This window comes from Devosia sp., assembly GCF_036406155.1.
Classification (GTDB): Bacteria; Pseudomonadota; Alphaproteobacteria; order Rhizobiales; family Devosiaceae; genus Devosia_A.
This window is the reverse complement of sequence record NZ_DASWVV010000238.1, coordinates 1-10,589: the sequence shown is the minus strand read 5'-3', so window position 1 is coordinate 10,589 and position 10,589 is coordinate 1. Positions and strand designations below refer to the sequence as shown.

At 69.7% G+C, this 10,589-nt stretch carries 11 protein-coding genes and 2 pseudogenes; 5 read left to right on the top strand and 8 right to left on the bottom strand.

Features of this window, described 5'->3' with window-relative positions:
• Nucleotides 1-453, top strand: a 453-nt coding sequence (locus tag VGD93_RS16545) for a hypothetical protein (protein ID WP_395013267.1), incomplete at its 5' end; no start/stop codon positions are given.
• A 70-nt stretch (nucleotides 454-523) separates the two neighbouring features.
• On the opposite strand, the gene VGD93_RS16540 is transcribed toward VGD93_RS16545, so the two are convergent.
• Complete coding sequence (locus tag VGD93_RS16540; protein ID WP_395013266.1) at nucleotides 524-1,537, bottom strand: MFS transporter; 1,014 nt, start codon at nucleotides 1,535-1,537, stop codon at nucleotides 524-526.
• A 4-nt stretch (nucleotides 1,538-1,541) separates the two neighbouring features.
• Nucleotides 1,542-1,736 carry a DUF2798 domain-containing protein gene (locus tag VGD93_RS16535; protein WP_395013265.1) on the bottom strand — a complete coding sequence of 65 codons (195 nt, stop codon included), beginning with the start codon at nucleotides 1,734-1,736 and terminating at the stop codon, nucleotides 1,542-1,544.
• Between the two features lie 109 nt (nucleotides 1,737-1,845).
• Between VGD93_RS16535 and VGD93_RS16530 the strand changes: the two genes are divergently transcribed.
• Nucleotides 1,846-2,742: a LysR family transcriptional regulator gene (locus VGD93_RS16530; RefSeq protein WP_395013264.1), complete on the top strand. Its 897-nt coding sequence runs from the start codon at nucleotides 1,846-1,848 to the stop codon at nucleotides 2,740-2,742.
• Between the two features lie 115 nt (nucleotides 2,743-2,857).
• Here VGD93_RS16530 and VGD93_RS16525 read toward each other — a convergent pair whose 3' ends face one another.
• The 4 genes from VGD93_RS16525 to VGD93_RS16510 form a co-directional block, all read right to left on the bottom strand.
• Nucleotides 2,858-3,820 carry a DUF2934 domain-containing protein gene (locus VGD93_RS16525; protein WP_395013263.1) on the bottom strand — a complete coding sequence of 321 codons (963 nt, stop codon included), beginning with the start codon at nucleotides 3,818-3,820 and terminating at the stop codon, nucleotides 2,858-2,860.
• Nucleotides 3,821-4,016: 196 nt separating this feature from the next.
• On the bottom strand, nucleotides 4,017-5,705 hold the full coding sequence (locus tag VGD93_RS16520; RefSeq protein WP_395013262.1) for a cbb3-type cytochrome c oxidase subunit I: 1,689 nt from the start codon (nucleotides 5,703-5,705) through the stop codon (nucleotides 4,017-4,019).
• Nucleotides 5,702-6,670, bottom strand: coding sequence for a c-type cytochrome (locus VGD93_RS16515; RefSeq protein ID WP_395013261.1), 969 nt, complete (start codon nucleotides 6,668-6,670; stop codon nucleotides 5,702-5,704). The genes VGD93_RS16520 and VGD93_RS16515 overlap by 4 nt, the downstream gene beginning before the upstream one ends.
• Nucleotides 6,667-6,942, bottom strand: coding sequence for a hypothetical protein (locus tag VGD93_RS16510; RefSeq protein WP_395013260.1), 276 nt, complete (start codon nucleotides 6,940-6,942; stop codon nucleotides 6,667-6,669). The genes VGD93_RS16515 and VGD93_RS16510 overlap by 4 nt, the downstream gene beginning before the upstream one ends.
• A 183-nt stretch (nucleotides 6,943-7,125) precedes the next feature.
• Between VGD93_RS16510 and VGD93_RS16505 the strand changes: the two genes are divergently transcribed.
• Nucleotides 7,126-7,563 (top strand): RrF2 family transcriptional regulator, encoded by a 438-nt coding sequence (locus tag VGD93_RS16505; RefSeq protein ID WP_395013259.1) that lies wholly within the window; start codon nucleotides 7,126-7,128, stop codon nucleotides 7,561-7,563.
• A 21-nt stretch (nucleotides 7,564-7,584) separates the two neighbouring features.
• On the opposite strand, the gene VGD93_RS16500 is transcribed toward VGD93_RS16505, so the two are convergent.
• On the bottom strand, nucleotides 7,585-9,345 hold the full coding sequence (locus VGD93_RS16500; RefSeq protein ID WP_395013258.1) for an alpha-amylase family glycosyl hydrolase: 1,761 nt from the start codon (nucleotides 9,343-9,345) through the stop codon (nucleotides 7,585-7,587).
• A gap of 104 nt (nucleotides 9,346-9,449) precedes the next feature.
• Here VGD93_RS16500 and VGD93_RS16495 point away from each other — a divergent pair, with 104 nt between their 5' ends.
• Entirely contained in the window at nucleotides 9,450-10,079 is a 630-nt protein-coding gene (locus tag VGD93_RS16495; RefSeq protein WP_395013257.1) for a cysteine hydrolase family protein, read from the top strand.
• Nucleotides 10,076-10,453: pseudogene (locus tag VGD93_RS16490) on the top strand (LLM class flavin-dependent oxidoreductase); the annotation flags it as partial. The gene VGD93_RS16495 and the pseudogene VGD93_RS16490, both read left to right, overlap by 4 nt.
• Before the next feature lie 13 nt (nucleotides 10,454-10,466).
• Here the strand turns inward: VGD93_RS16490 and VGD93_RS16485 are convergent.
• Nucleotides 10,467-10,589: pseudogene (locus VGD93_RS16485) on the bottom strand (IS630 family transposase); the annotation flags it as partial.

The window sequence follows — 10,589 nt, the reverse complement described above, 5'->3', positions numbered from 1 at the left end:
CAGGCCAACCGGGACGTGCTGGCGATCGCCCGCGAGTTCGAGGATCTGCACGACAGACTGGACTGGAGCGGCATGGTGGACGCCACCGTCGACGGCGTGCGCGTGCCGTTTCCGGCTGCCGCCGTGCTGGCCGCCAAGCGCGCCGAGCTCACCGACCGCTGGCAGGCCATGGAGGCGAGCGCGGCCAGGGTTCGGGAGGCGATCCGCGGCCTGCTGGAGCAGACCGAGCCGCCCGCGTCCGTGCCGACATCCGCAGCGCCGCGCGCGCCGCTGCTCAACGTCGTGACCCAGGCGATGAGCGCCGCGGCGGCCGGCGGCGAGATCTCGGGGGCGAGCGGAGCGGGTCCGGCACCGCTGCCCGACACCCAGAAATCGGCCGCCGACATCGCCTCGCGCTTTGCCCCCGCCTCGGCGCGCATCCGCATTCCCGGCGATCCCTTCCAGGACCGCTAGACGCGGGCTTGTCGGCAAAGAGGCCGTGCAGAGCAGCCTGCCGTTCGCCGAAGCGGCGCACGGCTCCAGTTTAGTCGCCGCCTCCCCTGACGACCTTGGCGCGGGCCGTCACCATCAGCGGGTCGGAAACGCGGCCTGAAGCTGGTGCTTCGCCGGGAAGATTCCCGTTCGAGGTCGCCTCCACTCTGTTCGCCCAGGCCGACAGGCCGAGTGCAACGACAACGAACAAGGAGGCGGCGGCGAAGACCGCCTGGAGCCCAGACCCGCCGGCCATGCCGGTGCCGCCTGAGCCAAGAGTGAACAGTGTTCCCATTGCCGATGCGCCGGTGATCAGTGGCGCAGCAGCCCGCCGTTCGATGCGAACGAATGCTGCCACGCCCAGCACGGCAAGTCCGCCAAGGACGGCGTTGACGAAGGTGAGGGGGCCAAGCGTCGTTGCCAACGCGAACGCCGCAACGGTGAGCATAAGAGTCAACGCGCCGGGCAGGTCGAACGCCGGCCGGCGATGGAGCGTCGCGACGGCTGGCAGCTGCGTGCCGACGAACAACGCGGCCAGCAGTCCGGCGATGGCCATCAGCACGAAGATCGACGGCCAGCCGAACATGCCGAGCAGCAGGCCGCCGAGCGACGGCCCAGCCGCCGTGCCGATTGCCGAAACGGTGCCGAGCAGTCCCATCGCCGTGCCGGTGCGTTCCACCGTAACCGCGTCGCTGAGCGCGGCGACGGTGAGCGACATCATCATCGCGGCGCCAAGGCCCTGAACGGCACGGGCGAGGACGACGACCCAGATGGTGTGAGCGAGTACGGCGCCCAGCGAGGCGAGGGAAAAGATGGCAATACCAGCAAGCAGGAGCGGCTTGCGGCCGAACAGGTCGCCCAGCCGGCCGGCGGTCACGAGGGACGAGGTGACGACAACCAGATAGGCGATGACGACCCATTGGGCCTCCTGGCTGCTCGCATCGAAGGCTATCCGCAAGCTGGGGAGGGCGATGTTGGCGACGCTGATGCCCAGTGACGGCAGCAGCATCGCCAGCGATAGCGAAGCGAGACGCCAGCCCTGTCCTCTGGAGGAATGCGAGGGCATCGGACTAGCGCGCGACCGGCGCCACGACCAGTAACACCGGAAAGGCGATCAGCCAGAACGGCAGCCAGGCACTGACCCAGATGTTGAGAAAGCCGTCGGCCGGACCGGCGTTGCGGAAAGTCGCGATGCCGGAGACGAGGAACGACATCAGTGCCGAAAGGATGAACCCGAACAGGATCGGGGCGTAGCGAGCGGGCATGGGAGACTCCTGAGATCGAATGCCCGTCAGTTACGCGTCCTTGTGCTATTGCGGAACGCGCAGCATTCGCATCATATCCGTGCACCGAACGCCATATGGAAGCTCGCCGATGCCCGACTTCAATCTGCTGGTGACGCTGGATGTTCTGCTCTCCGAAGGCAGCGTGGCGGGCGCGGCGAGGCGTCTGCAACTGAGCCCGTCGGCGATGAGCCGTGCACTGGCGCGGTTGCGCGAAGCCACCGGCGATCCACTGCTCGTCCGCGCCGGCCGCCGCCTCGTGCCCACGCCGAGGGCGCTGGAACTGCGCGGTCAGGTCGGCCCGATCGTCGATGGGGCGCGGGCCATCCTGCGGCCTGCCGAAAGGCTCGACCTCGCGACTCTGGAGCGCCGCTTTGTCTTGCGTACGAGCGAGGGCTTCGTGGAGACGTTCGGCCCAGGCCTCATCGCCCGGACGCGCGAGGAAGCACCCGGTGTGACCTTGCAGTTTGTCGCCAAGCCCGACAAGGAAAGTGCTCCGCTGCGCGAGGGCGAGGTCGACATCGAAACCGGCGTGATCGACCTGACGACTGCACCCGAGATGCGGGCCCTGCCGTTGTTCGAGGACCGCTGGGTCGGCGTGGCGCAAGACGGGCACCCTGTTCTCGACGCGCGCATGACGCTCGAGCGCTATGGAGCGGCCGAACACGTCCAGATCCTGCGCCGGGGACTGCACAGCTCCGAAGTGGACGACGCGGCGCGGACCGCCGGAGCCGAGCGCCGTATCGGCATTGTCGTCAACGGCTTTGCGGCAGCGATCGCACTCGCGCGGGACACCGGGCTGATTGCCACCGTCCCTGAGCGTCATACTGCAGGATTGCGACGCGGCGTCAGGACCTTCGCACTGCCCTTCCCGATGGCGGCCTTCACGATCTCGATGCTGTGGCATCCGCGAATGGACGCAGACCTGGCGCACCGGTGGCTGCGCTCGTGCCTGCGTGGCGCGTGTTCCGTGCGCAAGACCCGCTGAAATTGCCGCCCTGCCGTGAGGTCGCGCCGTATGGCGCTCGCTCACCACGTGGTGATCCGGCCCACCCTACTGCCGGCGATGGCCACACCAGCGAATCGCCGTCCGCGCCGGCCAGCTAGGCGCCGCCCCACCCCTTCTTCCTGTTGCCCGGGCGCGCCTTGGCCGAACCCATGGGCGCCGGCCGTGGCGGCGGCGCCGGCGGGGCTGGGGGGACATCGGCCGCCGTGGCATCGGTCCACACGATTCCCTGCCCCTTGACGTATCGCGCTCGCTGCCGGCGGGGTCCCAACTCGGGGGATGCCGACTCCGGCGCCGCTGCCGCCGCGTCCGCATCGGGGGACGGCGCTTCCGCATCGGAGTGTGACGCTTCCGGGCTAGGGTCCATGGCTGCCGGGTCCGGGGCGGCGTCGCCCACGAGGCTTTCCAGCGTCGCAGCGAGGTCGGCGAAGGCGCCGGCCTCCTCCGAACCGCCCCCGAGCCGCAGCCGCGCCGCCGGCACCGCGTCGATGCCGGTGGCGCTGTCCCAGGCGCGCTGCTGCCAATGCGCTTCCAGCGCCTCGCGCCAGTAGAAATCGGCGCGTCCGGCGGGCTGGCCGTCCTGCAGCCACAGGCGATAGGCGGTCTCGAACACGGCCGGTGGCGAGGTGGCGGCAGCCGGCTCCTGCCGGCCCGGCAGGCGCCCGGCCAGATGGTCGAGATAGCGCGGTTCGAAGCGGGTGACCTGGCCGCCGGACGCATCGCGCAGCGGCGGCAATGGTGCGGCAGTGCTGGCGACCTGTCCCGGCTCGGCCGCCGGACCGTCGGCGATGGCGGCAAGACGATCCTTGAGCGCGTCGATGCCGGTCAGCAGCACCTCCGCCTCCTGCCGCACTGCCGCCTCGGGGGCGCGCAGCAGCGGCTGGATGCGGCGCACGAACACGTCGATCTGGTCGAGCGCCAGCTGCGCCTCCAGCAGCGCCTGGCGGCGCTGCCCCGGCGACCGGCCGGCGGCGAGCTGGCGCAGCCGCTCCGTCTCCGGCTGCCAGCGCGCCATGGCTTGCCGCGCGAGCTTGCAGGTGAGCGCGGCTTCCCCGCTCACGGTGCCCGCCTTCCGGGCCAGGCTGTCCTTCTTGCGGCCATCGTTCCCCTGCGCGCGAATCCGAACCCGAAGTCGCCGGCAGGCTAGCACCGCGCGGCAACGGTGCGAAGTCCGGCGCGGACGATCGCGCCGCAAACGAGCGGGGCCGGCGCTGTCCGGCGCCGGCCCCGTGTCTGTCCAGTGCGGTGGACCCCGGTCAGGCCGCCCCGACCGGCACCGCGGCTGCCGCCGCCGGCGGGGTGGACAGTGCCATGTAGGTGCGCGCCTCGAGCGAGCGCAGGAAGCGCAGGACGAAGGCCAGCGTCACCAGCAGCAGGCCGGGATAGCCGATGCCCGCCATCACGTAGGGGAACAGCGCGTTGCCCTGCCGCACCGTATCGAGATTGAAGCTGAGCAGCCCCACGGTGATGACGGCGCCGAAGAACCACATGGCGAGCAGCCACTTGCCGGTTTCCCAGCCGCTCAGCGGTGCGCCCCAGCCGGTACCGCGCGTCGCCGCGGGCGCCCGCGCGGCGACCCCGGCCCGCAGCCCCATGGTCGCCAGGTCGTAGACCAGCAGCGCCACGCCGACGGCGAAGATGAAGCCGAACACCGGCACCAGTACCTTGGCCACCAGCATGGCCGGGGCGACGTCGCCGCCGAACCAGTCGAGCCCGAGCGTGCGGTAGACGAACACCTGCACCGTGCCGCCGATGGCGAAGGCGAAGCCGATGCCCAGCATGCCGGTGAACACCAGCCAGAAGGCGAGCCGGCCAAGGCGCTGGTCGAAGCCGGCAAGGCCGCGCATGAGGGGTACCGCGTAGTAGGCGGCCGCGATGCCGAGCATGCCGAAGGTGCCGAACAGGGCGAGATGCGCGTGGCTGGTCGTCACCCAGGTCCCGTGCGACCACACATTGGTGAGCGCGAAGGTCATGGTGAAGCCGAGGATGCCGGCGCCGACCTGCTCCAGCACGACCGAGCCGAGCAGGAAGGCGAAGGCCGGCATGTTCTCGACCGGTTTGTCGTCCTCATGGGCATCGAGATAGATGTGCCAGAAGCAGAAGATCAGCGGCAGCGGCTCCAGCGCGCTGAACAGCGACCCCCAGAACTGCCAGAACTCGGGCGTGCCGATCCAGAAGTAGTGGTGGGCGTTGCCCAGCAGGCCCGACAGCCACACCAGCGAGATGCCCCAGAAAACGGCATAACCCACGGCCTTCACGTCGGCCTTGAACATCAGCACCAGCAGGAAGCCGACGAGCGAGATGTGGATCACCTCCCACACGCCCTCGACCCAGTAATGCACCACGTACCAGCGGAAATATTCCTGCAGGTCGAGCCGCTCGACGAAGAACAGTCCGAACACCCACACCGCCGTCAGCGCCAGGACGCCCAGCCCGAGGCCCCAGTGGATCTCGTTCCACTGCCGGATCGGGGGGAAGGTGCGCAGCACGACGAAGGACAGGATGGCGAAGCCGACCAGGATGACCACGTCGGCGATGCGCCCCGCCTCGAGATATTCGAGCCCTTCCTGCAGCAGCGGCTGGCCCATCCACCAGATGGCGATGCCCTGCTGCGCCAGCACCTGGGTGAACAGGTTCCACACCACCACGGCGAGCAGCGCATAGAACAGGACGTGGATCAGCCACGGCGCCGCCAGCTCGCGTTTGGACAGCAATGGCCCGACGAACAGGATGGTGCCGATGAAGCCGCACAGCACCCAGAAGATGGCGAAGTTCAGGTGCAGCGTGCGGATGACGTTGAAATTGAGGGTGCCGGCAAGCAGCCCCGGGTCGACGTGCTGCAAGGCCAGCAGCAGGCCGAAGCTGGTCTGGAAGAAGAACAGCACCAGCATGACGAGGAAAAACCGCAGGCTCAGGCGCTGCGTCTCGTATTCGATGCGGATCATGGCGCTTGCTCCCCAAGGCTGCGGATATAGGCGACGATGGCCTCGACCTGATCGGGCTCGATCAGTTCGGCGAAGGACGGCATGGCACCCGGCTCGAAGCCGGCCACGATCCTGGCGTCGGGCTCGAGCATGGATTGGCTGATATAGGCGTCGTCGGCGGTGACGGTCGAGCCGTCGGCCAGCGCCGACGCCGAGCCGTACAGGCCGCCCCAGCCCGGACCGACGAGCGTGTCGGTGCCGGTGGAGTGGCACGCGGTGCACCCGTTGTCCTCGGCCAGCTGGGCGCCGAGCGCCTCCTGCGTCTGGGCGCTTGCGACAGGACCCGTCGGGGCGACCGGCGCCAGCGAAGCCTGCTGCAAGACGGGAAGCGGCGTCGCCTGCGGGAAGGTGAGCCCATCCACCCTTGGCGTCGGCGGCCAGCCCTCGGTATCCATTTCGGAGGTGTATTTGAGGAAGGCCACCAGATGCCCGACTTCGGTTGCCGAGAGCGGCAGGTTGGGCATCATCGTCTTGTGTGCGCCGCGCCGCGCGATGCGCTCGGCCGCAGCCGGATATTTCTCGAGATAGGCCTCGATCGAATCGGTGCCGGCGTCGGCGGCGACGGCCGCGTCCTGCAGCTTGAGGCGCACCGCCCCGCTCGTCGGCCAGCTGCCGGCCGAGGGCAGGAAGGCTTCGATCCAGGCCGGCCCGACCTTGGCGTAGAGATCGGTCAGGTCGGGGCCGAGATAGGCGCCGTTGCCGACGATGGTGTGGCAGCCCATGCAATTGTAGGACTGGAACACGCGCTTGCCCTCAACGGCGTCGAAGCCGGCATAGGCGACGGCGGTCGGGACCACCTGGCCGCGTTCATCGACGAAGGAAGCGGCCGACAGCGCCACGAAGATCAGCGCCATGAGGCCGAGTGCGGCGAGCGCGCGACGCCTGAGGAGGCCTTCGCGGCAAGGCTTGCCAGGGGCGCAGCTCATGCGACGCCCTCCTTGCCGGCGGGTCGTGCCGGCTTCTGGCCGGCCTTGCCGGCCCGCGCCAGCGCATCGTGCTCGAACAGCGTGCGCAGGCTGCCCAGATAGACGTGGAAGACGTAGACGGCGAGCACGAAGCCCACCGCCAGATAGACGAGCCACATGACTTCCGATTCCGCCCAGTAGCTGAAATCGCGCCAGTACGGCCAGGAGAGCGCCAAGCTCGCTCCGCTGGCCAGGATCGCCAACGCCATCCTGATGATGCGCTGTGCCGACATGCCCCCTCCCTTGCGGCAAACCCGCCGCTAGCCCTCGACGACGCACCAGCGCGCCGCCAGTCCAAGCCCCACCCCTTCCGGCCCGCCGTCGCGCCATTGGCCAGACGCGACCGGAACTGGTATTTGGATTGCGAGTTGATAGCCGAGCCAATAGGCATTGTAAATGCCACTTCAGGAGCCAGAATGCGCCTAACTGCTTTCACTGACTACGGTTTACGGGTTTTAATGCGGCTAGCTGACGCACCGGGAGTGCCCTCGACGACCGCCCGGATCGCCGAGGAAGTGCGCATTCCGTACAACCATCTGACCAAGGTGGTGCAGGATCTCGCACGCGGCGGTTTCGTCACCACCCAGCGCGGCGCCGATGGCGGCGTGCGCCTGGCCCGGCCGGCCGAAGCCATTACCCTAGGCGAGGTCGTACGCTTCCTCGAGCGCCGCTACGCCCTCGTCGAGTGCTTTCGCGCCGATGGCGGCGCCTGCCTGCTGACACCGGGATGCCGGCTCAAGTCACGGCTCGCGGCGGCGCGCGAAGCCTTCCTCGCCGAACTCGACAGGACCAGCGTCGCCGAGTGCGCGCATCCGCGGCCGGGTCCGGCCCGGCCGTCCCCGCGCGCGGCCTGAGCCGGCCCGCGCTGTGCCCCGCTATCCCCGCCACGCCATTGCCGTCCACGGCCCCAGGACCATCTCCTCGCCCCGGCGCCGGAAATGCCCGGTGACCGCCACCTCCTCCGGAGCCCGGAAGCGCATGCGCGCCACGCCGCCGGTGGGATTGAGCGCCATGGTGAGCGCGCCCGCCGCGTAGGCCCAGGTGACGATGATCCCGTCGCCCTGCCGGGCCGACCAGGCATCGCGGTACGGGCTCGCGGTCAGCGGCCAGACGAGCGCGCGGCGCTGCGCGACGAGGGCGCGAAAGCGCGCCAGTGCGTCCTGGTGCGGCGCTTCCGCCAGCGCCTGCCAGTCGAGCTTGGCCAGCATGAAGGTGGCCGGATCGTTGGGATCGGGCAGTTCGCCCGCCGCCACCTCCTGCTTGAACATCTCCCGCATCTGCCGGTAGCGGTCCGCCCGTTTTTCCGAGGCGACCGGCTCGGGCAGGTCGAAGAAGAAGGGAAAGCCGGTGCGCAGATGCGCCTCCTCGCCCATGAACAACAGCGGGATCTGCGGGTTGAGCAGGGTGACGAAATGCATGAAGTCGAGCCGGCAGGCATCGACGCGCGCCACGACGCGCCTGGCGTCGACGCGGTTGCCGATCTGGTCGTGGTTCTGCCCGTAGGCGATGAACGCCTCCATGGGCAGCCGGCTGGCGGGCTCGCCGCGCGTGCGCCCGTCGCTGGGCCCCTCCGCCTCGCCGTCATGCACGAAGCCGTCGGCCAGCGCCTTTTCGAGGTCGGCGACGGCATCGCGGCTCTCATCCTCGTAGCCCGCCCGCGGCTCGCCGGTGACGACGAAGTTGAGCACGTGGTGGAAATCGTCGTTCCACTGCGCCGTGAAGTCGACCGGCCTGCCGTCCTCGCGCCGCGTCAGCCAGTGCGCCTTGTTGTTGACGTTCTCGATGACCAGCGCGGCGTCGGGCTTGACGGCGCGCGCGGCCTTGGCGAGCTCGCCGAGGAACAGGTCGTGCGCCTCGGACTTCATTTCGTGGACGGCGTCGAAGCGCAGCCCGTCCATGTCGTATTCGCCCAGCCAGCAGGCGGCGTTTTCCTCGAAGAAGGCGCGCACCTGCGGCCGGTCGAAGGCGAGGCCCGGCCCCCACGGCGTCGACTCCGCCGCGTCGAAGAACTCGGGGGCGTAGGCCGGCAGGAAATTGTGCAGCGCGCCGAAGTGATTGTAGACGACGTCGAGGAGGATTGAGAGGCCCAGCTCGTGGGCGCGGTCGACGAGGGCGCGCAATTCCTCGGGCGTGCCGTAGGCGGTGTCGGGCGCGAAGATCAGGGTGCCGTCATAGCCCCAGTTGCGCCGGCCGGGAAAATCGTTGACCGGCATCAGTTCGAGCCCCGTGTACCCGGCATCGCGAAAATGCTCGAGGCGCCGGGTCAGCGCGGCGAACGTCCCCTCCGGGGTGGCCGCCCCGACATGAACCTCGCAGAGTATTGTCTCGTGCCAAGGCCGGACGGGGCGGCGGCGGGGCGGGCGCCCGAAGGGACCGCGCACGACGCTCCAGCCGTCGGCGTCGTCCGCTTGCTGGCGCGACGCCGGGTCGGGAAACACCGTGCCCCCGGCCCCGAAACGATAGAGCGCCCCCGCCCCGACGCCCTCGACGCGGCGCTGCCAGAAGCCGCCCTCGTGCTGTTCGAGCGCCAGCGGCGCCTCGCCGTGCACCTGCAGCTCGACGCCGGCGACGCCGGGCGCCCACAGGCGGAACGTGGTACCCGTCGCATCGAGAAGCGGGCCAAAACGGGTCGTCATCACTGACCTTGCGGTGCGTTGCGGACCGCCCCTCAACTCGTGGTGCGCAGCGCCGGTTCCCCCCGGGTCGGAACCCCGGCGACCCCGGCGCTGTTGCTATGCCCATGAACTTCGATGCGCCCACCGTGAAGCAGCAGGGAGTCCGCTTTGGCCCGCTGGGCGAGCGCTGGGTGCACCTGTGCGTGGACATGCAGCGCCTGTTCGGCGAGGCCACCGAATGGCGCACCCCGTGGCTCGCGCGCGTCCTGCCGCAGGCCGCGCGCCTCGTCGCCGTCGCCCCCGAGCGCACCGTCTTCACGCGTTTCGTGCCGCCGCCGTCGGCCTCGCGGGTGGGCGGCAGCTGGCGGCGCTACTACCGGCGCTGGGCGAGCATGACCCTCGAGCGGCTCGACCCGGCGCTGGTCGGGCTCATGCCCGAACTCGAGGCTTTCGTGCCGCCGGCGCGGGTCGTCGACAAATCCGTCTACAGCCCGTGGATAGGCACGGGGCTGGCCCCCGACCTCGCCGCACGCGGCGTCGACACGATCGTCGTCTCCGGCACCGAGACCGAGGTGTGCGTGCTGGCGACGGTGCTGGGCGCCGTCGACCTCGGCCTGCGCACTTTGGTGGCGAGCGACGCCGTCTGCTCCTCGGCCGACGCCACCCATGAGGCGATGCTGTCCATCTACCACAGCCGCTTCGGCATGCAGGTCGAGACCGCCACGGTGGACGAGATCGTCGAGGCGGCGCGATGACGCGGTTCGGCTACCATGCCTCGCACGAGCAGTTCGGCCCGGCCGAGTTGCTCGCTCTCGTCCGCGCCGCCGAAGCCGCCGGCTTCGACGCCGCCAAGTCCTCCGACCACTTCCACCCGTGGAGCGAGCGGCACGGGCAATCGGGCTTTGCCTGGAGCTGGCTGGGCGCGGCGATGCAGGCGACGCGCCTGCCCTTCGGCTGCATCAGCGCGCCCGGCTACCGCTACCACCCCGCCGTGCTGGCGCAGGCGGCAGCCACGCTCGGCGCCATGTTCCCCGGCCGCTTCTGGCTAGCGCTCGGCAGCGGCGAGGCGCTCAACGAGGCCATCACCGGCACACCCTGGCCCGAAAAGGCAGAACGCAACGCCCGGCTAGAGCGGTTCTGGCTTAGTTTGAAGCATATCCTGCATTTGCGAAGTAGTTTGCGCATTCTTCTGGCTCGATGGATTGGACGAGGGCGCCGATGTGGCGCCATGTATCGGGGACGGTTCGGCGCTGGGCCATGCGCAT

Excerpts from the sequence above, each read along its gene's own strand:
- VGD93_RS16540 (WP_395013266.1), bottom strand. The coding sequence starts at position 1,537 with ATGCCCTCGCATTCCTCCAGAGGACAGGGCTGGCGTCTCGCTTCGCTA.
- VGD93_RS16500 (WP_395013258.1), bottom strand. The coding sequence starts at position 9,345 with ATGACGACCCGTTTTGGCCCGCTTCTCGATGCGACGGGTACCACGTTC.
- VGD93_RS16520 (WP_395013262.1), bottom strand. The coding sequence starts at position 5,705 with ATGATCCGCATCGAATACGAGACGCAGCGCCTGAGCCTGCGGTTTTTC.
- VGD93_RS16505 (WP_395013259.1), top strand. The coding sequence starts at position 7,126 with ATGCGCCTAACTGCTTTCACTGACTACGGTTTACGGGTTTTAATGCGG.
- VGD93_RS16535 (WP_395013265.1), bottom strand. The coding sequence starts at position 1,736 with ATGCCCGCTCGCTACGCCCCGATCCTGTTCGGGTTCATCCTTTCGGCA.
- VGD93_RS16530 (WP_395013264.1), top strand. The coding sequence starts at position 1,846 with ATGCCCGACTTCAATCTGCTGGTGACGCTGGATGTTCTGCTCTCCGAA.
- VGD93_RS16515 (WP_395013261.1), bottom strand. The coding sequence starts at position 6,670 with ATGAGCTGCGCCCCTGGCAAGCCTTGCCGCGAAGGCCTCCTCAGGCGT.
- VGD93_RS16510 (WP_395013260.1), bottom strand. The coding sequence starts at position 6,942 with ATGTCGGCACAGCGCATCATCAGGATGGCGTTGGCGATCCTGGCCAGC.
- VGD93_RS16495 (WP_395013257.1), top strand. The coding sequence starts at position 9,450 with ATGAACTTCGATGCGCCCACCGTGAAGCAGCAGGGAGTCCGCTTTGGC.